The sequence below is a fragment of the Enterobacter sp. CRENT-193 genome, from assembly GCF_002787395.1.
In the GTDB taxonomy this organism is placed as follows: Bacteria; Pseudomonadota; Gammaproteobacteria; order Enterobacterales; family Enterobacteriaceae; genus Enterobacter; species Enterobacter hormaechei_C.
In genome coordinates this window covers 116,434-140,116 of sequence record NZ_CP024813.1, presented here as the reverse complement: position 1 = coordinate 140,116, position 23,683 = coordinate 116,434, and the positions used below count along the sequence as shown (strand labels likewise).

At 49.4% G+C, this 23,683-nt stretch carries 30 protein-coding genes and 1 pseudogene; 10 read left to right on the top strand and 21 right to left on the bottom strand.

Annotation, left to right across the window (positions count from 1 at the left end; all coding sequences use genetic code 11):
* Window positions 1–12: 12 nt before the first annotated feature.
* Window positions 13–183: pseudogene (locus tag CU081_RS24820) on the bottom strand (TnsA endonuclease N-terminal domain-containing protein); the annotation flags it as partial.
* Between the two features lie 754 nt (window positions 184–937).
* Between CU081_RS24820 and CU081_RS24815 the strand changes: the two are divergent.
* The 8 genes from CU081_RS24815 to CU081_RS24775 all read left to right on the top strand — a co-directional run bounded on the left by CU081_RS24815 (window position 938) and on the right by CU081_RS24775 (window position 4,934).
* Window positions 938–1,318: a hypothetical protein gene (locus CU081_RS24815; RefSeq protein WP_001371925.1), complete on the top strand. Its 381-nt coding sequence runs from the start codon at window positions 938–940 to the stop codon at window positions 1,316–1,318.
* 57 nt (window positions 1,319–1,375) lie between these two features.
* Window positions 1,376–1,999 carry a hypothetical protein gene (locus CU081_RS24810; protein WP_000490639.1) on the top strand — a complete coding sequence of 208 codons (624 nt, stop codon included), beginning with the start codon at window positions 1,376–1,378 and terminating at the stop codon, window positions 1,997–1,999.
* A 45-nt stretch (window positions 2,000–2,044) separates the two neighbouring features.
* The gene (locus tag CU081_RS24800) at window positions 2,045–3,025 is read left to right on the top strand and encodes an IS5-like element ISKpn26 family transposase (RefSeq protein ID WP_000019450.1); all 981 of its coding nucleotides are present in this window, start codon (window positions 2,045–2,047) and stop codon (window positions 3,023–3,025) included.
* The gene (locus CU081_RS26790) at window positions 3,007–3,225 is read left to right on the top strand and encodes a hypothetical protein (RefSeq protein WP_306307795.1); all 219 of its coding nucleotides are present in this window, start codon (window positions 3,007–3,009) and stop codon (window positions 3,223–3,225) included. The genes CU081_RS24800 and CU081_RS26790 overlap by 19 nt, the downstream gene beginning before the upstream one ends.
* A gap of 75 nt (window positions 3,226–3,300) precedes the next feature.
* Complete coding sequence (locus tag CU081_RS24790) at window positions 3,301–3,756, top strand: hypothetical protein (protein ID WP_000916941.1); 456 nt, start codon at window positions 3,301–3,303, stop codon at window positions 3,754–3,756.
* The gene (locus CU081_RS24785; protein ID WP_223152485.1) at window positions 3,728–4,033 is read left to right on the top strand and encodes a hypothetical protein; all 306 of its coding nucleotides are present in this window, start codon (window positions 3,728–3,730) and stop codon (window positions 4,031–4,033) included. Before CU081_RS24790 ends, CU081_RS24785 begins: the two co-directional genes overlap by 29 nt.
* Window positions 4,034–4,058: 25 nt before the next feature.
* Window positions 4,059–4,352 (top strand): hypothetical protein, encoded by a 294-nt coding sequence (locus CU081_RS24780; protein WP_001100635.1) that lies wholly within the window; start codon window positions 4,059–4,061, stop codon window positions 4,350–4,352.
* Window positions 4,353–4,529: 177 nt separating this feature from the next.
* Complete coding sequence (locus CU081_RS24775) at window positions 4,530–4,934, top strand: H-NS family histone-like protein (RefSeq protein WP_001287391.1); 405 nt, start codon at window positions 4,530–4,532, stop codon at window positions 4,932–4,934.
* A gap of 606 nt (window positions 4,935–5,540) precedes the next feature.
* Here CU081_RS24775 and CU081_RS24765 read toward each other — a convergent pair.
* The 12 genes from CU081_RS24765 to CU081_RS24705 form a co-directional block, all read right to left on the bottom strand.
* A complete protein-coding gene (locus CU081_RS24765; RefSeq protein ID WP_000784387.1) occupies window positions 5,541–6,398 on the bottom strand; it encodes an HNH endonuclease signature motif containing protein in 858 nt (285 codons plus the stop codon).
* Between the two features lie 15 nt (window positions 6,399–6,413).
* Window positions 6,414–6,722: a hypothetical protein gene (locus tag CU081_RS24760; RefSeq protein ID WP_001224686.1), complete on the bottom strand. Its 309-nt coding sequence runs from the start codon at window positions 6,720–6,722 to the stop codon at window positions 6,414–6,416.
* Between the two features lie 548 nt (window positions 6,723–7,270).
* On the bottom strand, window positions 7,271–7,696 hold the full coding sequence (locus CU081_RS24755) for a hypothetical protein (RefSeq protein WP_000278471.1): 426 nt from the start codon (window positions 7,694–7,696) through the stop codon (window positions 7,271–7,273).
* A 252-nt stretch (window positions 7,697–7,948) separates the two neighbouring features.
* On the bottom strand, window positions 7,949–8,764 hold the full coding sequence (locus CU081_RS24750; protein ID WP_001641519.1) for an HNH endonuclease signature motif containing protein: 816 nt from the start codon (window positions 8,762–8,764) through the stop codon (window positions 7,949–7,951).
* Between the two features lie 12 nt (window positions 8,765–8,776).
* Window positions 8,777–9,187, bottom strand: coding sequence for a hypothetical protein (locus CU081_RS24745; RefSeq protein ID WP_000985909.1), 411 nt, complete (start codon window positions 9,185–9,187; stop codon window positions 8,777–8,779).
* Between the two features lie 100 nt (window positions 9,188–9,287).
* On the bottom strand, window positions 9,288–9,494 hold the full coding sequence (locus CU081_RS24740) for a hypothetical protein (RefSeq protein ID WP_000134171.1): 207 nt from the start codon (window positions 9,492–9,494) through the stop codon (window positions 9,288–9,290).
* 60 nt (window positions 9,495–9,554) lie between these two features.
* Window positions 9,555–10,880, bottom strand: a complete 1,326-nt coding sequence (locus tag CU081_RS24735; protein ID WP_000088044.1) for a type II toxin-antitoxin system HipA family toxin — start codon at window positions 10,878–10,880, stop codon at window positions 9,555–9,557.
* Window positions 10,881–10,884: 4 nt separating this feature from the next.
* Complete coding sequence (locus CU081_RS24730; protein WP_012477377.1) at window positions 10,885–11,178, bottom strand: helix-turn-helix transcriptional regulator; 294 nt, start codon at window positions 11,176–11,178, stop codon at window positions 10,885–10,887.
* Between the two features lie 400 nt (window positions 11,179–11,578).
* Window positions 11,579–12,967, bottom strand: coding sequence for a hypothetical protein (locus CU081_RS24725; protein ID WP_000083579.1), 1,389 nt, complete (start codon window positions 12,965–12,967; stop codon window positions 11,579–11,581).
* Between the two features lie 149 nt (window positions 12,968–13,116).
* Complete coding sequence (locus CU081_RS24720; protein ID WP_232623490.1) at window positions 13,117–13,470, bottom strand: hypothetical protein; 354 nt, start codon at window positions 13,468–13,470, stop codon at window positions 13,117–13,119.
* A 202-nt stretch (window positions 13,471–13,672) separates the two neighbouring features.
* Window positions 13,673–14,329 carry a trypsin-like serine protease gene (locus CU081_RS24715; RefSeq protein WP_000462754.1) on the bottom strand — a complete coding sequence of 219 codons (657 nt, stop codon included), beginning with the start codon at window positions 14,327–14,329 and terminating at the stop codon, window positions 13,673–13,675.
* A 658-nt stretch (window positions 14,330–14,987) separates the two neighbouring features.
* Window positions 14,988–15,380, bottom strand: a complete 393-nt coding sequence (locus tag CU081_RS24705; RefSeq protein ID WP_000341066.1) for a hypothetical protein — start codon at window positions 15,378–15,380, stop codon at window positions 14,988–14,990.
* A gap of 920 nt (window positions 15,381–16,300) precedes the next feature.
* Here CU081_RS24705 and CU081_RS24700 point away from each other — a divergent pair.
* Both CU081_RS24700 and CU081_RS24695 read left to right on the top strand, forming a co-directional pair.
* Window positions 16,301–17,287: a hypothetical protein gene (locus CU081_RS24700; protein ID WP_000211823.1), complete on the top strand. Its 987-nt coding sequence runs from the start codon at window positions 16,301–16,303 to the stop codon at window positions 17,285–17,287.
* Complete coding sequence (locus tag CU081_RS24695; RefSeq protein ID WP_231532146.1) at window positions 17,284–19,044, top strand: ATP-dependent helicase; 1,761 nt, start codon at window positions 17,284–17,286, stop codon at window positions 19,042–19,044. Before CU081_RS24700 ends, CU081_RS24695 begins: the two co-directional genes overlap by 4 nt.
* 181 nt (window positions 19,045–19,225) lie before the next feature.
* Here CU081_RS24695 and CU081_RS24690 read toward each other — a convergent pair whose 3' ends face one another.
* From CU081_RS24690 to CU081_RS24655, 8 genes are all read right to left on the bottom strand, one after another.
* Window positions 19,226–20,230, bottom strand: coding sequence for an IS110-like element IS4321 family transposase (locus CU081_RS24690; RefSeq protein ID WP_000427623.1), 1,005 nt, complete (start codon window positions 20,228–20,230; stop codon window positions 19,226–19,228).
* A 78-nt stretch (window positions 20,231–20,308) separates the two neighbouring features.
* Window positions 20,309–20,866, bottom strand: a complete 558-nt coding sequence (locus CU081_RS24685) for a recombinase family protein (protein ID WP_003100847.1) — start codon at window positions 20,864–20,866, stop codon at window positions 20,309–20,311.
* Complete coding sequence (locus tag CU081_RS24680) at window positions 20,860–21,231, bottom strand: hypothetical protein (protein ID WP_021243030.1); 372 nt, start codon at window positions 21,229–21,231, stop codon at window positions 20,860–20,862. Before CU081_RS24680 ends, CU081_RS24685 begins: the two co-directional genes overlap by 7 nt.
* Window positions 21,228–21,728 carry a hypothetical protein gene (locus CU081_RS24675; protein ID WP_003100856.1) on the bottom strand — a complete coding sequence of 167 codons (501 nt, stop codon included), beginning with the start codon at window positions 21,726–21,728 and terminating at the stop codon, window positions 21,228–21,230. Before CU081_RS24675 ends, CU081_RS24680 begins: the two co-directional genes overlap by 4 nt.
* Complete coding sequence (locus CU081_RS24670) at window positions 21,725–22,051, bottom strand: hypothetical protein (protein ID WP_003100858.1); 327 nt, start codon at window positions 22,049–22,051, stop codon at window positions 21,725–21,727. Before CU081_RS24670 ends, CU081_RS24675 begins: the two co-directional genes overlap by 4 nt.
* A gap of 254 nt (window positions 22,052–22,305) precedes the next feature.
* The gene (locus CU081_RS24665; RefSeq protein WP_000215515.1) at window positions 22,306–22,662 is read right to left on the bottom strand and encodes a cupin domain-containing protein; all 357 of its coding nucleotides are present in this window, start codon (window positions 22,660–22,662) and stop codon (window positions 22,306–22,308) included.
* Window positions 22,652–23,053: a HepT-like ribonuclease domain-containing protein gene (locus CU081_RS24660; RefSeq protein WP_001293886.1), complete on the bottom strand. Its 402-nt coding sequence runs from the start codon at window positions 23,051–23,053 to the stop codon at window positions 22,652–22,654. The genes CU081_RS24665 and CU081_RS24660 overlap by 11 nt, the downstream gene beginning before the upstream one ends.
* On the bottom strand, window positions 23,050–23,340 hold the full coding sequence (locus CU081_RS24655; RefSeq protein ID WP_001247892.1) for a nucleotidyltransferase family protein: 291 nt from the start codon (window positions 23,338–23,340) through the stop codon (window positions 23,050–23,052). Before CU081_RS24655 ends, CU081_RS24660 begins: the two co-directional genes overlap by 4 nt.
* Between the last annotated feature and the right edge of the window lie 343 nt (window positions 23,341–23,683).

Genomic DNA, 23,683 nt, shown 5'->3' with positions numbered 1-23,683 from the left:
TCAAACCCCATGATGATGGTTTCGAAACGTCTTAAGGCCAAAGACTATCGAACGGTTTCCACGGGATTTAACGTCCTGAGCTCTAAGCCAGGGCTGATAACTTTGGCCATAGCCCACTCCTATGCCGTCACCTAGCGCATTTTCATAATCCAAATAGGATTTGAGACGCCTACCCCTACCCATGATCGTACCCAAAAAACGACATTGATACGTACCTATATGTGCATTTTATAGTCTCCAACCCTATAACCACACATTCAGTAAGCATACAACATTAGCGTCGTTTTTTGAGAATGGTTACAACTTTAGTGCTTTGTGTACAACTTTATTGTCTTCGGACAGTAGGACCCTCTAAAACCAATAGAATTTACGTAGAAACGCGTTTAGTAAAGGCTTTACTAATTACTAATGACTAACATATTAGCACTTTCAGATCTGTCAGCAATAACCCCGGGCGGCGAAATAATGAGAAGAGTTCTTCCGGAGAGCCTTTTCTTTCTATCTGATTGATTTTTAACACTTTTAAATGTCAGCTTTATGTAAACCTGTGGGATTTACTCCTAATTAAATCCCATAGTATGAAAATTAGGCATTTGCAAACCTTAATGACGTGACGTTGTCACGTAAATCAATGGAATTTAGTCTCTAGTAAAGAGTTAACTAGTGACTAACTGCCTGATCGGTGTGCTTGAACGGTGCACTTCAGGCCGGATATAAAAATTGATGAGAGATATACAGAAAATGATGGACCGGCTTAATAAGCCAGCCTTTCTTGGGATGATTGATGATGTTGAACACGCTATAAAGCGAAAATGCCCCTTTTTAACCTATAGGTTGGGCACTATGAGTAAGATACAATCAAATCGCCAGTCAGATGGCTAATTTCATTTTGACCAAAGCGGGCTATTTCAAGCGTTATCGCTGAGACGAGGCTTCAATGACAAGTACACTTGACCCATCACACAAGCAAATTGAAATGTGGCGCAGAGCTACCGGTTCCGAAGGTGGACTCAACGAATACCGCAACTGGGTTCTGGAAAATAGTATGAGATTTACAGCATACGGTATCCATACCGTTATCGTCGAAGGTGAGGCGAAGCATATAACAGCGCTTGATGATGTTACCCTCTGTAACGAGTGGGCGAAGCTTAAAAGAGAAAACAATAGGCTTTACGCAGCAAATGAAAAAATTTGCTCTGGCTGGCGTGGTTTTGTGTTGCGTTTGTTAGGAATAACACTGTCATGCAGAAAACCGGTCATCTTACTGGGGGCAGACGCGAAGAATCAAAATGATGCCGTGAAAGGGGCTGATTTGTAATTTTCAGGCGAGCCCACCGTTCTTAGAAAGCTGTTCTATGGGTATGTAAGGAAGATAATGTTCTCTGAACGCTCAGTACACTTAATCACTTCCTGTACAAAGGGCAAGAATCATCAGGGCCACGTCTGGCCGACATTGGACATAGATCCAAAACAAACCCCGGACGACGCAGCATATGCCTGGAGTAACATTGTAGACGACGCCAGAAGTAATCAGGCGGTACCGGCATTGTCCTTGTATTCAGGTAATCACTGGTCTACGGCAAAGGAAATTTTAAACTCAACCAGAAATCTGGAGTTGTGGATAATCTCTGCCGGGATGGGGTTTTTAAATAGTCGAGATCGGGTGCCCTCTTACGAGGCGACATTTCATCAAGTACCATTCAGGCATGATCTCTGGTGGAAAGCCATCACAAAATCACTAGGAAAGCATAACCGTTGCGCAACTATAAGCCAGTTAATGCAGTCCAGTCCGAATGATGAATATTTGATTGCGGCTTCGCCTGTTTATATTGCTGCTGTCCAGAATGACATCCTGAAGGGCATTGAGAGTTTGACTCATCCTCTTACGCAACTAACGATCGTGACATCAGGGGCATATGCTGGCCCACTTGAAGAATACTTAATTAAGAGTTCTTCTAGGATGATGAAAGAGCTAGGGAAGGTGCGAACAAGTTCCTGATATGAGATCATCATATTCATCCGGAGCGCATCCCAGAGGGACATCATGAGCCATCAACTCACCTTCGCCGATAGTGAATTCAGCACTAAGCGCCGTCAGACCCGAAAAGAGATTTTCCTCTCCCGCATGGAGCAGATTCTGCCATGGCAGAATATGACCGCTGTCATCGAGCCGTTTTATCCCAAGGCGGGCAATGGCCGACGGCCCTATCCGCTGGAGACCATGCTGCGTATTCACTGCATGCAGCATTGGTACAACCTGAGCGACGGTGCCATGGAAGATGCCCTGTACGAAATCGCCTCCATGCGCCTGTTTGCCCGATTATCCCTGGATAGCGCCCTGCCGGATCGCACCACCATCATGAATTTCCGCCACCTGCTCGAGCAGCATCAACTGGCCCGTCAATTGTTCAAGACCATCAATCGCTGGCTGGCCGAAGCAGGCGTCATGATGACCCAAGGCACTTTGGTGGATGCCACCATCATTGAGGCACCCAGCTCTACCAAGAACAAAGAGCAGCAACGCGATCCGGAGATGCATCAGACCAAGAAAGGCAATCAGTGGCACTTTGGCATGAAGGCCCACATTGGTGTCGATGCCAAGAGTGGCCTGACCCACAGCCTGGTCACCACCGCGGCCAACGAGCATGACCTCAATCAGCTGGGTAATCTGCTTCATGGAGAGGAGCAATTTGTCTCAGCCGATGCCGGCTACCAAGGAGCGCCACAGCGCGAGGAGCTGGCCGAGGTGGATGTGGACTGGCTGATCGCCGAGCGTCCCGGCAGGGTAAAAACCTTGAAGCAGCATCCGCGCAAGAACAAAACGGCCATCAACATCGAATACATGAAAGCCAGCATCCGTGCCAGGGTGGAGCACCCGTTTCGCATCATCAAGCGGCAGTTCGGCTTCGTGAAAGCCAGATACAAGGGGCTGCTGAAAAACGATAACCAACTGGCGATGTTATTCACCCTGGCCAACCTGTTTCGGGTGGACCAAATGATACGTCAGTGGGAGAGATCTCAGTAAAAACCGGAAATAACGCCAGAAATGGTGGAAAAAATAGCCTAAATAGGCTGATTCGATGTGTTTGCGGGAAAAAAATCGGCCCAGATCCGCGAAATTTTAATCAGCGAGTCAGCTTGGGAAGAAATGACCTGCTTATTCGCACCTTCCCTAGAGTGCAATATGGTGTGCCTGAATATAAAACTGGCTCAATACATACTTAAAAGTGGTAGTCGTTAGAACTAGACTGTTAATGATACAATTCTCCTGTTATTTTATTTTTATAAAAGGTCTCAAATATGCTCAAAAACAGATTTTCTTTATTGTGTCTTGCTGTGGCATCGTCACTTACTCTTACTGCTTGCGATGTAGTTGATGCTGCCTATGACGAGACTTTAAATGATAATGCACCCGAAATTGTAATAGCTGGAGGATTCAAAATTGATATCCAAGGTAATGCAGTTCCGGTTGAGGGATATGATAATTGCTCTTTGAATACTCTTCAGGGAAGCGTTGATACGGATAAATCAAATTGTATTGTTCTGGATAGAACACGTAAAAAAGTACCGGTTCTAGTTCATTTGTCATCCGGTCCCGTCAAAGAAGAATGGAAGATCGAGCACCAGGTTGAAAAAACCAAATCCGGCAAAAATTTCATCCAAACTCGTATGATTAGACCTGACGGTAACTTTGTAGTGCCTGCATCCTCAGAACGAGGGATCTTTAGTGGCAAACATTACAGTCAAGCCAGCTAAGTCAAGTCTATCCGTTCAAACAGAAAAAGGTTTCTTAAAAATGACGTTATCCGCTGCATTGCAAGGCACTTTTAAAGAGATGAGGAAAGACAATACAGTAGGCATCACAGTTCAAACTTGTTCAGATATTTTTGACAGCAATGTTCCTCCGGCTTATGTTTTCTGGCTTTATCGTCTCAAAGCGGGAGAAACTTTGCCGCGCGGAAGGTTCTTCAGAAAAAGAAAGCCAATCATCAATGTTATGGCAGTTGTTCATGATGCTGCATTCGAAAAATAACTGCGCTATCAGGAAAGTTACTTTTATGAACGTAATTGCAGCTGGAATTTTTTGCTTTATTTTTTACCCTACAGCTTTCGCTTATGCTTGTTATAAAAAGAGATGGCTAGAGTGGATTTTTCTTACTTTAATTATAATTTTTGCTTCTGCCATTTCGATTCAACAATACAATGAAGCGAATTTTGTAAGTGAGTTAAATTACCCTATGTTTATCTCCGCCATATATGGCCTGTCACTGGCATGGTTTCCTTTTCCGATTGCTTATGTTGTTCTGCGCTTCCTTCTTGATGATTTACAGCATGAGTACCCTAAACAGTGAGCAGATTTTAAGACTCATGAACAACATCGAAAGCACGAAACAGTCTGCACAAGGAAGATAAGGAGTATTCTTAGCAAGATATCTTTGTACCTGAAGACATAAAGCTGGCATCTTTTTCCTTATAGAGTGTATTATGATTAAGTAAATCCTTATCAAAGAATTAGAAAGTGAGGTCGTATGTCTGAAGCACTCAAATCGTTAAACAATATTCGTACTCTTCGCGCCCAGGGCCGCGAGCTGCCTTTAGAAGTACTTGAGGAAATCCTCGAAAAGCTTAATGTCATTGTTGATGAGCGTCGTCAGGAAGAATCATCCAAAGCTGCCGAACTGCAAGCTCGTCAGGAGAAACTTGACGCCCTGCGTAAGTTAATGGAAGAAGATGGTATCAACCCGGAAGAGCTGCTTGGCTCATTCCAGGCCAAATCTACGGCTACCAAGAAAAGCCGTGAACCACGCCCGGCCAAATACTCATTTACTGATGAAAATGGCGAAACAAAAACGTGGACTGGACAGGGCCGTACCCCCAAAGCTCTGGCAGAACAAATTGCAGCCGGTAAAAGTCTTGATGATTTCCTGATCTAACTTTTGCCACCAGTTTTGATAGAGGCCACTTCGGTGGCCTTTTCTCATACGGAATCAATTTCAGGTACAGAACATATGAAAAATTCAGAACCTAAGAGCTGTGATCCCTATGTGGACAGTTTGATTAGAAATGCAGATGCAAAGGAAGCCAGGTCATTTCTCAAAATATTGAAGCCCTTACCATTCCTTATCGTTATCATCGCTGTATTCTTTTTTTGGGTATCGTTTTCCCGTTTATTATCCCAGGTCGCGTAAAACCTTTTTAAAGACTCTTCTTTACCAGATATGCTCCCTCACCGGGATGGTTTCAACCTCTTCAGTTTCCCATATTGGCAAAACCTTCAGGAAATAAGACGATACCCTCCACGCTTTCCATTAAAGCGGGATGACGACGCCCAGTTCTTACGACCAGACTCCACGTTTTCGATTAGGATGCCTTTGGGCCCTTCTAACGAGGCCACCTCAACAACTCGCACTTTCCGGATCAGTCTTGGATCCACTTCTTCCCAGATCTGGCCAACTGTAATATCTTTTTGGGTTTGCATTTAATCTCTCGCTGTCATTTAGTGAACAAGACTAATCCTCGCCGTGGTTCAGCTTATGGCTTTATTTACGCTGACGATCCTTAGCCTTAAATTTTTGCCATCGTATCCGAAGGTTTTCGATGTTAACCGGAACCTGCATGCGTGTCGTCTCTATCTCATTCCCATGCCATTTCAGGAGATCATCATCCAACTCCCGGGCCTCCCGGCTGAAGTAAATTTTCATAGTGTCAGGGTTTATGGCGCAATGGTCATTGTCGAACAGTGTATGGATATCACGGCGAAGTAAAATTCCGTTCGTTACGTCGGGAATGCCTTCTTCATGACGTGGCGTTAAGTGCGCGGCCTCAGTACGCCAGGGGGACCTTACGCCGGTGACAACACATCGCCCGTAGCAATTCAACCTAACATCCCGGGCGAAAGGACCTTGGTCAGGACTGGTGACAGAAGTACATTCCTGGCCCTCTTTGTAGATACGCTTCGGGAAGTCGATAGTGGTTTGAGCTGTTTGGGAAAGTGACACATACGTAACCCCTTTGTATCTCTTTATCCCACCATTAAAAGTGGTAGGAATCGAGCTGGTTATGGCCACCAGTTTCACATCGCCCATTTCGACGATCTTAAGGCTCTTATTAGCGGCTACATGTAACTGGATGAATTTACCTACGTACACATCATGGTTCTCATCTTGTCTTTCAACACACAGAACGACATGGTCGAAGGTTCTCTTGTCAGAGATTACCCAGTTGCCGGTTTTCACACGGCCTGCTTCACTCACCCCTGCGGTAAGATCGGGTATGAGCGTCCCCTGCATGCCGTCAGTTCGAATTGAAAGAATTTCACCCGATAAACCCAGCTCTGCAAGCTCACTAATAAACGGTCTTTTCATCCGGCTTACCGGTTTTGGCTTCGTCATTTTCATCTTTGCTGTAACACCTCAGTACCCCATTGCTCGTTCCTGGCGGGACAGCCGTTCATCAGCAGCCTGAAGACGCTCATCACGCCGCCGTGCTGCCAGAACCCGTCGTTCTGAAAAAGACATAGCCGCTACGTTTGGTACGCTGAGCTTACCGTCACCGGCACAAACGTCACAGCGAACATCAAATGCTCCGGCAAAATACTTTTCACGCATTTCTGGCTCCCACTCAGCCATTTCTGATTGGGTGAATCCATTTTCAAAGGCCGGGTTTTCCATGGTCCCGTGGCCTTCGCACTGGTGACAGATTATGTACTTAAATTTGCGCATGTAACGCTCCTGTATATGATGGATGAACCACTCTCGTTCAGGGTTATGGCGAAATGTTTATCGCCGCAGCGAGAGATTCAGTCTTGCTATCAATATTCCTGAAGGTTGTCCGCCTGATTTCAGGGAAAGCATTCATTCACTGGCCGGTTCTACCTTATTATTCATACAGATTAAAGTAGTTGTGCCTACTACTGCGGTCACCTTCCTTGACAAAGTAAGCAAAGTTTGAAAAATTTAACACCGACGAAAGGCCATACCTTCGTTAGTGTGCGAAAGCCGCTTGCGAGCGACGGAATAGGTGAAAGCTTTAGTCAGGGTTAATTACCCTGTCTGCGGTGATGGGATGGCTCAGGCGTATATCATCACTCCTTCCAAAGTCCGTACACACTCTTTCAGCCTTTGCAGAAATGCAGGGGCTGTTTCATATCAGACAAGCGCAATGAAATTTTCAAATGCTTTCCAGAAATTCAAAGGCCTTAAGCTTTATCTGTATCTTACGGTCCCCGCACGGAAAGTAACTTTCCTGAACAGGAACCGCCTTGCCAGCCTTAACTTTCTAAACGGTTAAAGTTACACCAGGCTGTAAATGGTGAAACAGTTTTTGAAGCCCATGAAACACCGCTGTCGGAAAGATAACTAGCCCCAAGACGTCTAACTTCTTTTTGATGTAGAGCTAATTCTTTCGGATCGGCAATATCTTCCACCACGCTCATCATGGCAATCTGAACTCCGGGAGATGCCATTTTATAAGCTGTCGAGCTTGCAACTGAATTTTTCAGGATTGCCAATCTTTCTTTTTCTGGTCGCCCGTTGTCAGACGTATTCGCGTACGTTGTACCCGCAACTAACAATGGAAGACTGGCGTTGGCACAGAACTGCATAACGCGTTTTTGCTGGAGCTGTAATTCAGTGGCTGCAAATGCTTTACTGCATCCGAGGATCCCGATAATCATCACTAATGCTGTTTTATACATAAAATTGAAACCGTCCTTATTGAACTTTAAATGTTGCGGTTAACACTGTGTGGAGATGTATGGACTGGATAATACCCACATGCCTGCGCCTGCCAGTATACCGGCTCAGGTATTAAACCTAAGAGATCTGGTGCACCGGATTTTACCTTTTCATTTCGGTTTTATCTTGAGCCTGGCTCTTGAGTTTAAATTTAAAGGTATGGCGCATGCAGGTTTCACTGACGGGTTTTCACACATCCCGGCTGTAACCCATCATTGTTCATGAGCCAGGCCCTGGTATCCTGCCCAGCGTACGGCCAGCCGCTCTAAGTCCAGATCGTACACCAGCGGTGTGATTTTACGGCCTTCAAACAGCTCGCCCAGCTCAATGCCTGGCTTAAAATGAACGGTCAGGGTGGCCGGATCTATGCCCATAAGATCGGCATCAAACAGAGCATGCATTGTTGGAGTCATCAGGATGCCATTAGACGGATTGTACCGGGTTCCATGTTCAATGTGTGCCGCATCCAGGACACCGCCATTAACCCAACCGGTTACCGCACAACGGCCCGCGAAATTCTCGATGAGCAGAGCTTTAAATTTACCCTGTGCCACGCCACTACGTTGCGTCACTACGCGCTCGCAGTGCTCACCCTGGATATCTACGTCAGGTTTCCGCTTTGGTTCGCTGGTGGCCGTCTCAGCTTGTTTTAGGGTGGAACGTGGATAGGCCAGGTTATATGCTGCGCCTGTGGTCATTTGCTCGATGACCGCAGGTGCATAACCTTCTGCTTCCAGCTTACGATATGCAGCCCGGTAGTCTCTTTGGGTTTTCAGCGGGTATATCTTTCCGCCTTTACCATCGAAAGCGATAAACCAGAAATCGTCCGTGCCAGTTTCCAGATTTCTGCAACGTTTCAGATGCCATCCGCCTTCTCTCGCCCAGATGGTACGGTTATTTCTGGCATTCGTTTTGTCATAACCGTTCTCGTCAAGCCAGCTATCAAAGCTGGTCAGCCCCAGATCCTGAACCTCCAGAGAAGGCACTCGAATGACCTGCAAGGTATGGCGGGGTCTTGGCTCTCTCATCTTGATCTCTTCCTAGCGCTGGTCTGGGAAATACGGATATTGCGGGCCATATTCATAGTCATGCGGGCCTGGCTCAACTTCCCAGAATGGACGGCCGCTAATTGTCTTTGGACCGCGCTCGTTTACGATGTCTTCTACATCCTGAATATTAAATGGCATCGTTGCCAGTAACAGCTGATCTTCGGGTGTCAGCGTCACAGTTGCACCGTCGATACGGCTGTAAAGGTCGGCAAACTGTTTACCTGCACCGTGCAACCGGTGCTCCGCTACACTTCTGATTGCGTGTAAGTCCAGCTCCGCCGCTTCCATGCGATCCACGTATAGTTTCATTTCTTTACGCAAAGCGCTCAGCTCACGGGCTTTAATAAACCCGCAGGCGTACCCACCCAGGGCGATAACTGCAATGATTGCTAAAATTGCCATTTTTTTCTCTCACGTGATTGCGGCCGTTACTCTAGTCTTAATGTGAAGTCTGGGAATTCGCTGGATGTTAAGTACGTTTTCATCCCCAGACTGACAGATGCTAAGGCGCGATCCCAACACTCCATTTGTAAGTATCAGGCCCATCTTCTCCGCTGGTGGCATCTGCTACAATCTGTGCATAACGTTCTCCAGCAAGTTCTCTTACCATCTGATCCACGACCCATTGCAGATGATGCATTTCATCGGTTCCGCCGTAACGACAAGCCAACTCAATAGCCCGCTCTATTCTTTTTTGTTCTTCAGTCATACTGAATCCTCACGCTTACATCAGCTATTCTGAAAACATGCACACTATAAATTGCGGCTGTCATTTCTCAGCCAGGCGCCTGCATTGCTGCCTCATTCCATCAAAAATACTTTCCGCAAGCTGCTGGGGGAACTGGTCCGGAAGAAGCCCGCTAACACGTTCAATGACACCCGGGGTTCTGGCGATGATTTCCTCTATCATCGCCTCTGTCTGCTGTTTACTCAGGCCGGTTATCTCACCATGCCTGATCCAGTGGCGTCGTTGTATTCGATATATCTGGTAATAGTTGCTACTGCCACGTACGGCCATCGCCAGTTTGCACTTCTGCCAGGATATCTGATTGTTCCCATGACCGATCACCGGCCATGCCGACAACACATCATAGAGTGGTGTAAGGTGATAACGTCCCTGTGGCCCAATAGAAATACTGAAATTTTTAGCGTGGCCATCTGTTGCGGCCATCATCCAGAAAACTATCTGCGTCATAAAAAACTGCGCTTTGTCACGCTCAGCACGGTCTGAATTACTCAGAACTTCCATAATTTCCGATATACCTGGCCCGCCGTCCGCCTGATATTTTCGTAATGGCGAAATGCCCAGGGCCTGACACATATCCTCCTGGGGTAAACGAATGATCCATTGTCCGTTTCCTGACCATTTTCGGTCAAAACGTTCTACCACCAGCGCTTTCTGATCTTCAAAGTGAGCAATCTGCGTTCTTGCCACGGGGAGCCCGTACTGTTCGAGAAGTACCGAGCAGAGCCATTCATTTTCAACCGACGAGCGCATGTCGGCTTTCATGTTCCCCACAAGTCCGAGCGGTAGCTTGAATATATGCGTCGTTGGTGTATTACCCTCCGGCATACACCACCGATCTTCATGCCACAGTAGGGCTGTTTTCTCCTGAGCACCGGCAATAGATAAACGTAAGTCGTCGTTATCTTCTGGCCTGCCCGGTAGCAATGTCTCCGTGGTATTACGCAAAGTTGCCGCAATTTCTGATTCAGTAAGCGGGTGATACTTCACGGAATATAAATCTGTGGGTTCATCTCCGTCATGAAGCAGCTGTATCGCGCCCACGCAGTCTTTTCCCAGCTCCGTCAGAAGATCAAAAGGCTCCAGGCTATCGGCCTTGTAACGCATTGCCAGACGTCTGCGTATGCCTTCGCTGTCCGGGAGTAAATTATCAAAATAGTCACGTACCACATTTCCACGCCAGACCTGGTTCCCGGGAGTAAAAGGAAGGGACAATGACAGCGGCCTTCCCTGTTCGTCTGCACTCCAGTCAGGAAGGTATTGTAAGCTGTCTACCCCTTTACTTTTTTCCCAGTATCCGACTTTGATTCCGTTCATCCAGATTGCCAGACGCTGCTGTTTCCGGCTCATATCGTTACCATTTCTCCTGTCGTGCAGGTGAGTTTGATTTAAGCATTTCTTCCGTCTGCTTCCCCTCTGAAGAGGCGGTTGTCGAGGAGAAGCTGATTTTTACGCCCAGGATAGAAAACACCTTGAATAGCCGTTCAATGCTCGCACTGGCAGGGTTGGCTTCCAGACGTGAGTATGTCTGTTGAGTGACCCCTAACCTTTCGGACAGGTCTTTTTGCGTCAGGCCATTCGCCTTGCGAAAACCAATGAGCAAGGGACGCAACTGGTTGAGCGTGTTTAACGGGTAATCATTATTGATCATAAGCTGGCCTCAGTAGTTCCTCTGATACACCTTGTACGCTGTTTTCTAAACATACACCCTAAAAGCTGTAATATCAAATTAACAGCCTAAAAGCTGTTAAATAGAGAGTACAACCTTTAGGCTGTTACTAAGTGGCAGCATAAATCTTTATGAGGTTTGATATGAGAGAACTATCAATAATAAGCCGTTACGCTCGTACAGCATCCGGTAAGAGAGCTGACAGATCAGGATCATCGGTAAACGAGAAGCGGAGTATCTTATGGCCCTGTTGTGAGCTGTATAAATAACTACGAGCTACTCTCTGCCTCGGGGAGGAGGCAGAGAGAGTATTAAAAGCAAAGGCAGACATTTTTAGCAGCTGGTGGGCTATGGGGTTCCGGAGGTGCTCCGGTGAATGTTACTTGACTGGCAAGTTTCCTGCTCTGATGGTCAATGCCTCGATGCTGTCTATATTGTTCTGAAGCCGTTCCAGTTCTGCCTTTTCAATACCGGCCCAAAGCTTTAAGTGTCGCTGATAAAGGGACCACTTGAGTGAGTGAAAACCATTCCAGGCCAACCCCATCCAGGAGGCGTAATTCGCATTGAGAATATTGCCGGTGATATACATTTTACCTGCGTTAACAGCACTGGAAGTTCCATAACCCAGGGCAAGCATCATCCGGAAGCGTGGATTTAGCCGCAACGGCATGGTATCCAGTAAGGTCTCCCCAAAAGCTCCTTTTCCCAGCGATACCTGTTTCGCCACATAGAAAACCCGCATCAAAACTTCCATTATGCTCATCGGAATACTTGTCACGATAAACTGACGAAAGTCATACCCGTTGACATACATGTACTCTATTTGTTTGCCGAAGTTAGAACTCCCCACAGGGATCCCCTCAAGCATACGAAGTAGCCCCATAAAAGGAGCCGGTAACCCCATGCCACGGTTTCCTTTTGCTGAGGGGGCATTAACATCCGATGCCAGGTGTCCAAACATTCTGGCGATGAGCCTGAAAATATTGGTTTCGTCTGTAACGCCTTTACTGGAAGGATAAACCACGATCTGTCCATTCTGAACCACCGTACAGGTCCCGTTCAGCATATCCTTTATACCGAAAATAATGCCCAGTACGGGATCGTGTGACAAAGCTCTTAAGCGGTGATTTGTGGGAGACAAAACGCCACCGGCCGCACCCACTAAATCGCTGCTGATCGAACTGTCTGGTGCCCCTATAGGGAACAAATCTGAGAGTTTTGTACTCAGGTCCTCCGGCAAAATGGCATTGAAGGCTTTCTGCACCTGTTTATTGAAAATACCATCCACTTCTGCCGTAAAGCTCACCGTAGGTTTTGGCGGGGCTCTGACGCAAAGTAAATCCAGCATGGATGCTATGAGCCCGCATCCGCAGGCAATAGCATAATCCCAGGCGTCGAGTGCGTAGCGATCATTAAATTCTTTAATATGATTCTGGATCCGGGCATCTACAACAGCCAAGTCATCCGTGGAGAGTATTGTGGCCAGTCCAATATCACCGCATACACGCTGGTTAGCCTCGCTATATATAGTCTTGAGACCAGTAGAATGCATGGCAGTATCTGAAGGGGTCATTTCTCGCAGATGATGTTCTTTAAGCGCCAGATGCTCCGCTTCATCAAGTTCAGTGCCGCTGATTAGCCCGGTCAACTGTGCCTTAAGGCTCTCTATATCACTGTTAATTGTCTCGTGAGCGTTCGCGATATCCTGACCACGGAGCTGAATATAACGGATGGCCCTGAACTCATCATCATAAGGAGACTGACTCATGTGTTTACCTCACCGCGACCAGGCTACCTTTTGGAGCTTTCTTAGTAAGCATGTCGATTGTTGCCTTGATGCCAGCAATTTCTGCCTTAAAATATTCCGCATTCGACATCAACCTTTCCTGAACTTCGTAGAGCTTTTGGATGGCCTGACTAAGGGCGGCTGTCAGTTTCGCATTTTTTTTTGTGTTTCACTATCGCGTACCCGCCAATCCCTAACACAGCTACAGGTGCGGCCAATACCGCAATGCCTGCAACCATACCGCCACCGACGATAGACCCTGCTGTAGCGAGCCCGGAGGTTATGCCTGCTGCTGACACTCCCGTTGTACCAAGCGTATAGAGAGCACCGAAGGAAGCCGCTGCGCCTACGCCTGACCCCGCCAAAGCTGCTGCGCCCTCAGTAATACCCGGGAACTTATTTTCAAGCGCCTGAAGAGCACTTGTAACTTCATCCATTGCCTTCTTGCGAATTTTTTCGAGCTCTTCAGTTTCGGTAGCGTCCATTACAGGCCTCGTATTCATAACTTGCTGTGTGATAGGTGAAAAAGAGCACCATAAAAGTGATGAAGAAATCATGACTTACTATTGTGGCACTTTCGAGTTCATGTTTGTCAGTTTCAATGCTGTTGCTGTTAGTAAGGGCAGACGCCATATCGGGCAGACCCAAAATAACTATCGTGCCAGCGTCATTTTGGAACTGACTTTGCTAAAAATCAGTAGCGGACTGAACAGACATGTGTGGATTTGAATCTGGGCAGGTTCCAGACATTATTCCAACCAGACTTCCAATGACAAAATGCTCGTCATTCTCGGAGACGACATAGGGTCCACCAGAGCAACCATCGGTGTTGAAATGTGCTATTACAAAGCGAGTTGTGAGATGTTGGGGAGAATGATTTGAGCAATTTAAAGGCCAAATGCCTGAAACTTCACCAGGGAATGTCGAAATTGTTGTCTCATTCATTGGATATCCGACACCCAATGTACCCATGCCAGCTGCGGGAGCCAGGACCTTAAAGTAACTACTTACAGGCTGTTGTATTCCAGCTGGTAATACGATTTCTGCACTGTCAACAAACGGAATGCCGTCTTTAAAGTCTGCCCTGTCATTAGCCTCATTGAGAATGAAATCGACTAGAACAGGCTCTTCGTTCACCAGTCCTTGATGGTTAAGAAATTTGACGTAAAGTTTAAGTGTATTGCTGACGGGATAAATTTTTCCAAGAGCATTGGTAACAACATGGGCTGCGGTGAGAATCTTTTGCTGCTGACCATTATCGAAACCAAACGCAGTTGCTTCGAGATGGCTACTAAAATGAGGATCATTGCTTACATAGATTTTACAAACGTAGTTTTCAAACATTATTTCCTCCTTTTGCCGGTACCTAATCAGTTACACGGCTGCATGTTATAAACAACTAAACTCGCTTCCTGATATTTGAGTTTGTATGTTTTGCCAGGCACCAGCTCACCTCTGAAACACGGTTAGTCTCCTCCATGACATGGTTATGGCGATGGTCAGAAACTGTTATCGACGAAAGGCTGGAATTCCTTTAATGGCATTATCCATTTCAAGTCGTATGTCCTGAACGGGAGCGTATATTTTTATGATTCCAGATCTTAACCCTGAAACATTCCCCGTATCAAAACTGACCCGTTACAGATAAGTCACCACCGGTGCTGTCGATTAATTTAGTGAATTGCATGTCCTCATCCCATAAAGGGTAGGGCCTACCCCCGGCATCGAGCAAACCTGACCACCCTGCCCTTATTAAGACCCCACATGCGGCAATGGTGCCCTGTCCACGCCGCCCGCGAACTTTGAGGAAATGGGGAGAAAATAAAAAGAAAACAAAAAGTTATCGGCTGAAGTACCGGCGCAGATCGGGAATCAGGCGAAGCCTGACAGCACGTTAGGGCCTGGCAGGGGGCTTGAGGGATGAGGACATGCAATTGTGATAACCTTCCCGCCACGGGGTCGGTTAAATTCGTATCCTGCCGGTGCAATTCCAACGGCCGCGTTACCAGTTCGCCGGGTAGCATGGCCAGCAAAGCCAGGCATCGAGCACCCGGGTTTCACTGACGGCCGCTGCATAGACGCCGGTATCCGGGAAGAAATAAACCGGGGTGGCGTTGTTCAGCTGGTCGCCTTCATCGGCCAGAGCGCCGATCACCTCATGAGGCTTAAGCAGCATATCCGTTAAATATTCATCCGGGTGGATGGCATTCAGCGATATGGCCATCTCCAGAAATTCATCCAGGGTATGGCGGGTACGATACCCCCGGAAAACCTCGTATGAAGGCGTGACGCATTCACCATCCAGGGAACAGGCATCGTAACCGGCCAGCTGCTCTTCGGTGAGTCCGGAGGCATGCTTTGCCACAAGATTCGTAAATTGCTCTTTATCGTCCATCACAATCCTTACGCTGTAGGGGCCTGTTTGTGTTATCACTGCTTCCGGTTTTTACTTCGCACAACCCGGCAGGTATCCGGTCGCCCGGGCGTCCTTTGCGGTCTTGTTCGCCCTTCGCCTGAATTACGTCAAATCCCTTTCACTACCCGGCCGCAGGGTGACACCTCCCCTTTTCTCCGGAAGCGAAAGAGGAAGAACAGTTTAACAGCCCGGATCCTCAATAATTTTCGCGTAACGGACTAAATAACCGGTTTATGCAGCTTCTGATAACCACAGACCGCGATAGAATAAAACGTCTGGTGAGGAACCGGAGTGTTATGTAAGCGGGGGGTTTAACTGGGTATCTGTGTAGTCCTATTTAGCCAGATATCCCGAATAAAAACCTCAACGATTAGGTAAACGAAATGGATGGATTCTGGTCGATGTTCTGTTTGTTTGTCGTGGTAGTTTCACTGCATAAAGCCCTTTCTGTAGCAGCAGCACGAGCAGACGCAGCAAAATTAAATATGCTTCTCAGAATGAGAAAGTTTAAAAAGTAGCTTTCAAGACATCTGAGAATTCTTTTAAATCCTCAGAGGAAGTTATATGTTTAGGCTATTTGCAAACTAAGGTTGGAATTCCATCATTCTAGCCTTAGATCTTTGATCAAGTGAAGTTGCTCACTTGGTTGGATTTTACCGTTTCCTGACGGCTTTTCAGAAGCGAGGGCTGGTTGGAATGCCTTCCAGCTAGAAGTCTTGCAGATGCTCTCCGGGCATTAACTCATTGTCGAATCTGCACCAGTATCACTAGGTTGTTGAGCGGGCGATTAGCTTTTTCACTGAGCCGCTGTACACTCGACTGCTTCAAGAAGCACTACTTACCATTTGCCTGCCGTAAGGTCTGTTCTTAGCTGGATTTTTTTGGGAGGATACGCAGTCATGACAACTCAATCCAGCTCAATACAATACGCTTACGCGCTAGACGGCGAGGGCACCCTCACGCACATTGGCGCTGCCCTGCGCTCACATACTTACACCTGCCCAGGTTGTAAGAGCCCCCTGACCCCGGTAATGGGCGAGTTCAACGCTAAGCACTTTCGCCATTCGGAAGAATGCTGTGCCCTTGAAACCTATCTTCACAAGTGCGGCAAAGAAGCATTCTTCTATCGCTACCAACAAGCTCTCAGCCGTGAAATGCCTATTAGCCTTGAGCTGGAGCGCCGGGTTGCCTGTAATGGTTCTCGTTTAGCCTTGGTTAGAGACGAAGCACGTCAGTGCGTAAAATCCGTGCCTGCACGCTACAACTTGACTCAATTTTTCGATCAGGCAGAGCTGGAAAAACACGATAAGGTCACAGGGCTGCGACCAGACGTGATGTTGTATGATACGACTGGCGAAAGGCGTTGCTACGTAGAGATTTGTGTCACACACCCCTGCTCTCAAGACAAGATCGAAGCCGGTATCCCGATTCTTGAGTTTAAGGTCCAATCTGCCTCTGATATTCAGATGTTGCTTACCGGGGCCTACTCGATCAAGGAGAAGATCCTGAGAGTATTCAACTGGCTTCCCCCGTTTCAATCTGTGGACACCTGTAGCGGCGTCTGCTCAGTAGGTAACGTGGATATGTCTGTCTGGAGTTTAAGTGGTTCCGGCCGACTCAACGAACAAACGATGCCGCTCGCTGAAGTGGATTTAACAATCAATTCTGACGTGAACACATGGCCTAGATCGTTAGGGGCCGCTGAGCTGGCTGATAACTTACGAGCTTTTATCCGTCACGCCGATCCTCATTCACTATTTCCCAACTGCATTATGTGCGAGCAAGCAGGCCGATGGGAGGATGGCTATCTGCAATGTCACAGTAAGGCAAAGATCGTTCCCTACACCGAGGCCCGTCAGTGCGCCAATTACAAGGTTAAGGCATGACCAAAAGACTGACTTGGGAGCAGAAAAGTATTGTCAGCCATGACACCGGACATGCGTTGGTAAAAGCCGTACCTGGTAGCGGGAAAACAACCACACTTGTAAAGCGCGTTGAGCGGCTGGTCAAGACGGGAACTGATCCTCGCTCCATTCTGATCCTGATGTACAACAAGTCGGCGCAGGTGAGCTTCACGGAGAACTTGAAGACGGCACTGATGTCGAGCGTGATTCCAGAAATCCGCACGTTCCACAGCTTGGCCTTAAAGATTGTTGGTTACGGAGAACGCCAACAGATTATCAATAAGAAAGACCTCATTACTCCAAGCGACTACCGCTATGAGCAACTGGTAAAGCAAGCCTACCGCTATGGCTTTGACCATGAGGCGAATTATATTGACCCCAATGAAATTGAAAACTTCGAGCTGTTTATTGCTCGCTGCCGGGCGGCGGCCGTAACTCCTGTTGATGCTGCCAATGATCCAACGTTCAGCAACATCAAACGGGAGTTTATTCACGCCTATGGCCGCTATTGTGAGCTGCTGGAGGAAAACAGTCTGCGAACCTTTGATGACTGTTTGATTGAGGCTGTCGCACTGTTGCGTAATGACAGCAGCCTTGGTGCCCACTTCAAGCACATCATTGTTGATGAATATCAGGACGTTAACCTGATACAGCATGACATGACCCGCTTGCTATCTAAGTCGGATACGTCGGTTATGGCTGTTGGTGATGTTAACCAGTGTATTTATGAGTGGCGTGGTGCTCGACCAGACTTTATCGGCGGACTGTTTGAAAGGCACTACCCGAATACGAAGGTGTTTCAACTGTCATGCACGTTCAGATTTGGCCATGAGCTTTCCTTGATGGCTAACTCGGTAATTCGGCGCAACTCTACAAAGCTGACCAAGCTTTGTGTCAGTCATCCTAGCACCCCCAAAACAGAGGTCAGATTGCACTTTGATAACTGCCTATCCAAGGTGCTATCAAACCTCTCGGTGAGCAGTGGAACACAAGCCATATTGTCCCGCACTAAGGCGAACCTTGCTGAGGCGGAAATTGCTTTACGCCTGTGTGGGCTACCTTATCGCTACCTCAATGGTTCAAGCGCATTACACACCCGCACCGAAATCGGGATACTGGTAGTTGGCGTCTTGCTGTCTGTGTACGGCGATCTGCGGCTACTGGAAAACCATCCCAACAAACAAGCGATTGTTTACGGCTTTCTGAAGGAGGCTGGTTTTAGATGGCAGAAAGGGCAATTCAAAGCGGCGCTCAGTGGATTGATGGCTCCGCACGCCGACCTATGGTCTGCTCTAGGTCAGTTATTCGAGGGCGCACAATACCAAAAAGATCGGCTGGGCAGGCTCGCCACTATCTGCCAGAAAGACGGAGAGGAAACGCCTGCTATCGATGTGTTACGACGCCTGAGTATGGAGGGTTTCATTGATAGTGTTGGCTCTGAGGGTGTAACTCGCACTGGATCGAACGACCAGCAACGAGGGGTCGTGAGGATCGGGGAGCTACTTGACTCCAGTAAGATCGATTCCCGCACGTTTTTAAACCTTATCTTGAATCCAGGCGAGGCTGCTACTGACTGCGATCCCTTCATCCTTTCCACACTGCATGGTTCCAAGGGGCTGGAGTGGGATAACGTAATACTGATCGGGGTCGTCTCAGAAAACGGAATCTATGGTCACTCCCGTTTTTGCAACACCGATTTTGACGACAAGTTGGCTTGCTTGAATCTATCCGGCGTCTGAATGGGATTTTATTCCCGCGCCTTGATGAGTTCCGCGCCTGATGAACCTCCAGAAAATATACGGCTTCAATGAGCCTTTCCGTTTTACAGGTTCCTCAACAGGCCGGTGGGCCGTTAGTATCATCAATATCAGTATTCGCAAAACCAGATCAGTAATTCTTTAAACCGGTGTATTTCTGCCGTTATGCTACATAAGTTTGCTGTCGTGCCGTTAGGGCCCAGGCTATTCTGGCCAGCTTGTTTGCCAGAGCACAAGTGACGACAAAGTTGCTTTTCCGGCACAGTAAATCCCTGACCCAATCGGCCAATTTGCCAGACTGGTGTTCCAGTTTTTGTATGAATACCCTGGCACATTGAACCAACAAAGTTCGGATCTTTTTATTACCTCGCTTACTAATTCCCAGCAATGTCGTCCTACCTCCCGTGCTGTACTGCCGAGGTACAAGCCCTGTTGCCGCCGCAAAGTCACGGCTGCTGGCGTACTGCTTCCCGTCGCCAATCTCAGTTGAAATAGTACTCGCTGTCAGTGTTCCGACGCAGGGAATGCTCAGCAAGCGCTGTCCAACCTCATCTTCGTCCAACTTTCGTTTCAACTGGGATTCCAAATCTTTAATCTGCTCAACAAGATAGTGATAATGCTGTTGTAATTTCAGCAATAACTGGCTGAGGTAAAGAGGCAAACTATTATCCTCAAGAATGGTACTCAGTCGGCTAATAACGGCAGCTCCTCGGGGAACGCTAATGCCAAATTCCAGCAGAAAAGCATGCATTTGATTGGTTGTTTTTACCTTATCCTGAACCAGGGATTCACGGACACGATGCAGAGCCCGCATTGCCTGCTGAGATTCCGTTCTGGGCTGCACAAAACGCATAGACGGACGCGATGCAGCTTCACAAATAGCTTCGGCGTCGACAAAGTCGTTTTTATTGCTTTTAACGAACGGGCGGACAAATTGTGGTGATATCAGCTTTGGGGAATGCCCCAACTCTTCCAACTTGCGTGCCATAAAGTGAGAACCGCCACAGGCTTCCATTGCGATGGTTGTAGCGGGGCATGTCGCCAAAAATTCGATCAACTTTGGCCGGGTAAATTTTTTACGGTAAACAGCCTTCCCGCGACGATCCTGGCAATGAATATGGAAAGAGTTTTTACCCAGATCGATACCAATGAGCGCAATGTTTTCCATGATAGTTCTCCGAATGAAAGCCTGTCCTCAGCATAGTACCGGGAAGGAGGGAGTGACCATCTCATTAAATAAAGCACGCTAAGCGTGCGTGGAGGCTGGCACCCAGCGGTACAGCGTCGGAATGGACACGCCGAGGTTCTTGGCCACGTCCTTGGGCGGCACCCCGCTGGCCAGCAGCTTCTTGGCCGACTCGATCTTGCTGTCGGTCATCTTCGGCTTGCGGCCGCCTTTGCGGCCGAGCTGCTTGGCGACTTCCAGCCCGGCGCGGGTGCGCTCGACGGTCAGCTCGCGCTCCATTTCGGCAAGGCTCGCCATGACGTGGAAGAAGAACCGCCCGGATGGTGTGCCGGTGTCGATGGAGTCGGTGAGGCTCCTGAACTGGACACCGTGCTTGTGCAGATCGCCGACCAGATCGACCAGTTGCTTGACCGACCGGCCCAGCCGGTCGAGCTTCCAGACGACCAAAGTATCGCCTTCGCGCAGCATTTCGAGCGTCTTGGCCAAGCCAGGCCGGTCTGCCCGCGTGCCACTCACCTTGTCCTCGAAGACCTTTTTACATCCGGCCTTGCTCAAGGCTTCGCGTTGCAGCTCCAGGTTCTGATCCTGCGTCGAGACGCGCGCATAGCCAATCAACATGGCTTGTCTCGCGCCCGGTCGATGCGTTCCTGCATCGCCTGCATCACTTCTTCGTGGGTGTACGATCTGGCGTTGGCGTCGGTGGCTTGCCGCAGGGCTTCCTCAACCTCGCGCGTCATCCGCTCGTAATCCTCCGGCCACAGCGCTTGCTCCATGCGCAGCGACGCCTGACTCAGCAGGTGCAGCAGGCTGAACAGCCGCATGTCGTTGGTGGCGACGATGCGCTCCCGAATCTGCTCCTGAATAGCTTCGCTAGCCCGATGCGCTTGTGGTGTGGCAGTCCCCTCGTAGTCAGCGGGGAATTCCGCTTCCTCGGCAATCCTTGCCCAGGCGCTGGCCAGCGCCTCGATGGTTGACGTGCTCATTTCCGCCGCTCCTGTGCTCTTTGGCGAATCAACCGGCCAAGGGGCCTCGACGCGAAAACCAGCAGCATCACGCCTATCGGATACCAGGTCGAGAAGACCACCAAGGCATCGAAGGCTGGCCGTCCGGTGTTGGTAGGCAGTACGGCGGTCACAGCCATCAACCCGCCGACCGTCCAGATGATGCGCCACACGTAGGGCATCACGCGGGGCACGTAGCCGTCATCGAAAGCGGTCTGGTAGTAGCGGCGCAGGCCGCGCTCGGCAAGCGCCTGGCGCTGCCGCTCCGACAGCGCATCCGTCCGGCCATACCAGCGCCGGAATGGTGGACAGCGCAGCAGCAAAGGGGTGAAGAGGATCATCACCGCCACGATCGCGACACCCCACGCCATGACGGCGCCGGCATCGGGCCGCTTGGCGTTCTCGATCACGGGCGCGAAGACGCCCGGAGCACCGATCATCCAGAACAGCGCAATGTGCTGATGGAAGGAGAGCTTCATTTGCTCATCCACTTGCGCAGCAGGCGCTTTTTCAGGGAGGCGCGTTCTTGCGGGTTGCGTCCCTTGTGATTGGCGATGCGATCCGCCGTGGCGGCCTGGCGCTTGACGGGCCAGTAGGAGCGGCCATCCTTGCCCATCGACCAGACGCTGCTGGCCTGGTTTTCCAGCAGGGGCAGATGGGCGCTCAGGGCTTCGGGCGACGCGCTGGTCAGCGCCGTGCGCTCACGGGTGCGCCAGCGCTGATGCCAGAGCTTCTTGTCCTCGCGCTCGCTGCCGCAGGTCGTGTGCCCGACGATGGGTGTTTTGCGGCGGCTGCGGCTCATAACGTAGTGGTCTCCAAGAACATTCAGGACTGATCCCAGGCGTCGATGGTCAAGACCTGATCGGCAGGACAGGCGGCTACGCGGTCGGGAACTGGATGGTGTTCAGTCTCATGCCGACCCCATTCGATTGATCGCGTCGCTTGCGGCACGCTGCGACGCAAGGAGGTTTGCGACCTGGTTTAGCAGCCGTGTCCGCTGCATGTCTGTTACCTATCTCCCCGACCGCTCATTGGACCAACTCCAGAGATTGGGCTCTATCGCTCAGCCAATACGAAACCGGCATTGGCTGATGCCACAACCGAGACTAACACAAATGGCTCGGTACCTGTATTTCGCGCCCCGTGCACTTGGCCCGGTCTTGCCACGGCTATCTCACCTTCCCTGAGGGCACGAACAATCCCATTGCCCTGAAAGTAATCAGCCATTCCCGACAAAACAGTCCACGTGTCTTGGCCGTGAGGATGAATGTGAGCCGCAATTTCCTGCCCGGGATGGACATGCCAAACCACGATAATTGAGTCTCGGGTTTCAAGCACAACGGAACGAATAGGCTCGCCTTCGGACGGCTGAACATACTCGGCTACAGAAAATATTCTCGATTCAACAGTCATCGGAGATCCCTCTTTCACAGTTGTCGTTACGGTCTTCATCGTCGGCATCCTGACGCACGGCGGGCAATTGCTGGAGCAACGCCGGCAGCCATTCCTGTACCGTCTCCCACACCACATCGAGGTTGATGTCGAAATAGCCGTGAGCCATGCGATTACGCATATTGCGCATGCTGCGCCACGGCACGTCGGCATGCGCCTGGGTGAACTCGACGTAGCCATCCATCACCTTTGTGGCCGCCTCGCCGATGACGATCAGGCTCATGATGACGGCCTGCTGGGTGCGCTTGTCGGCCAAGAAGTCGTCCTTGGCCATCCCTTCCACGAAGCTGCGCGCATCGGTTGCGGCCTGCTGAATGTGGTCGAGGTAATCGGGCAGGCGGTTCTCGCTCATATCGGTTGCGCCTCCGCGAGCACCTTGGCCCGGAACTTCGGCGGCAGGTCGCCGGGAGTCAGCAGATCGACGTCAACGCCGAGCAGCGATTTCAGTTCTTCTTCCAAATCGCCCAAGTCCAACAACGTGGCACCGGGCAGCGCATCGACCAACAGGTCGAGGTCGCTGCCATCCCGGTCGGTGCCATGCAGCACCGAGCCGAAGACGCGCGGGTTCGCGGCGCGAAAGCGGCCTACCGCTTCACGCACTGCGCTTCGCTTCATGTCAAGCACAACAGACGGTCGCATGCGCATCCTTTCTTATCGAAACTCGTTGAGATGATATGCAATCAAGAATAGAATTTCAAGAACTATTTTCGAGAATCGCAATGCCTTGATTCCCGTGCCGCGCCTGTCATTTTCAGAAGGTGACTGCACGGAATATCAAGAGTCGGCTGCACAGTCTTTTCTGATCTGTGGTCGTCTCAGAAAACGGAATCTATGGTCACTCCCGTTTTTGCAACACCGATTTTGACGATAAGTTGGCTTGCTTGAATCTATCCGGCGTCTGAATGGGATTTTATTCCCGCGCCTCGATGAGTTCCGCGCCTGATGAACCTCCAGAAAATATACGGCTTCAGCGAGCCTTTCC

Coding starts and splice junctions, on each gene's coding strand:
- CU081_RS24815 (WP_001371925.1), top strand. CDS start 938: ATGACAAGTACACTTGACCCATCACACAAGCAAATTGAAATGTGGCGC.
- CU081_RS24810 (WP_000490639.1), top strand. CDS start 1,376: ATGTTCTCTGAACGCTCAGTACACTTAATCACTTCCTGTACAAAGGGC.
- CU081_RS24800 (WP_000019450.1), top strand. CDS start 2,045: ATGAGCCATCAACTCACCTTCGCCGATAGTGAATTCAGCACTAAGCGC.
- CU081_RS24790 (WP_000916941.1), top strand. CDS start 3,301: ATGCTCAAAAACAGATTTTCTTTATTGTGTCTTGCTGTGGCATCGTCA.
- CU081_RS24780 (WP_001100635.1), top strand. CDS start 4,059: ATGAACGTAATTGCAGCTGGAATTTTTTGCTTTATTTTTTACCCTACA.
- CU081_RS24775 (WP_001287391.1), top strand. CDS start 4,530: ATGTCTGAAGCACTCAAATCGTTAAACAATATTCGTACTCTTCGCGCC.
- CU081_RS24765 (WP_000784387.1), bottom strand. CDS start 6,398: ATGAAAATGACGAAGCCAAAACCGGTAAGCCGGATGAAAAGACCGTTT.
- CU081_RS24760 (WP_001224686.1), bottom strand. CDS start 6,722: ATGCGCAAATTTAAGTACATAATCTGTCACCAGTGCGAAGGCCACGGG.
- CU081_RS24755 (WP_000278471.1), bottom strand. CDS start 7,696: ATGTATAAAACAGCATTAGTGATGATTATCGGGATCCTCGGATGCAGT.
- CU081_RS24750 (WP_001641519.1), bottom strand. CDS start 8,764: ATGAGAGAGCCAAGACCCCGCCATACCTTGCAGGTCATTCGAGTGCCT.
- CU081_RS24745 (WP_000985909.1), bottom strand. CDS start 9,187: ATGGCAATTTTAGCAATCATTGCAGTTATCGCCCTGGGTGGGTACGCC.
- CU081_RS24740 (WP_000134171.1), bottom strand. CDS start 9,494: ATGACTGAAGAACAAAAAAGAATAGAGCGGGCTATTGAGTTGGCTTGT.
- CU081_RS24735 (WP_000088044.1), bottom strand. CDS start 10,880: ATGAGCCGGAAACAGCAGCGTCTGGCAATCTGGATGAACGGAATCAAA.
- CU081_RS24725 (WP_000083579.1), bottom strand. CDS start 12,967: ATGAGTCAGTCTCCTTATGATGATGAGTTCAGGGCCATCCGTTATATT.
- CU081_RS24720 (WP_232623490.1), bottom strand. CDS start 13,470: ATGGACGCTACCGAAACTGAAGAGCTCGAAAAAATTCGCAAGAAGGCA.
- CU081_RS24715 (WP_000462754.1), bottom strand. CDS start 14,329: ATGTTTGAAAACTACGTTTGTAAAATCTATGTAAGCAATGATCCTCAT.
- CU081_RS24705 (WP_000341066.1), bottom strand. CDS start 15,380: ATGGACGATAAAGAGCAATTTACGAATCTTGTGGCAAAGCATGCCTCC.
- CU081_RS24700 (WP_000211823.1), top strand. CDS start 16,301: ATGACAACTCAATCCAGCTCAATACAATACGCTTACGCGCTAGACGGC.
- CU081_RS24695 (WP_231532146.1), top strand. CDS start 17,284: ATGACCAAAAGACTGACTTGGGAGCAGAAAAGTATTGTCAGCCATGAC.
- CU081_RS24690 (WP_000427623.1), bottom strand. CDS start 20,230: ATGGAAAACATTGCGCTCATTGGTATCGATCTGGGTAAAAACTCTTTC.
- CU081_RS24685 (WP_003100847.1), bottom strand. CDS start 20,866: ATGTTGATTGGCTATGCGCGCGTCTCGACGCAGGATCAGAACCTGGAG.
- CU081_RS24680 (WP_021243030.1), bottom strand. CDS start 21,231: ATGAGCACGTCAACCATCGAGGCGCTGGCCAGCGCCTGGGCAAGGATT.
- CU081_RS24675 (WP_003100856.1), bottom strand. CDS start 21,728: ATGAAGCTCTCCTTCCATCAGCACATTGCGCTGTTCTGGATGATCGGT.
- CU081_RS24670 (WP_003100858.1), bottom strand. CDS start 22,051: ATGAGCCGCAGCCGCCGCAAAACACCCATCGTCGGGCACACGACCTGC.
- CU081_RS24665 (WP_000215515.1), bottom strand. CDS start 22,662: ATGACTGTTGAATCGAGAATATTTTCTGTAGCCGAGTATGTTCAGCCG.
- CU081_RS24660 (WP_001293886.1), bottom strand. CDS start 23,053: ATGAGCGAGAACCGCCTGCCCGATTACCTCGACCACATTCAGCAGGCC.
- CU081_RS24655 (WP_001247892.1), bottom strand. CDS start 23,340: ATGCGACCGTCTGTTGTGCTTGACATGAAGCGAAGCGCAGTGCGTGAA.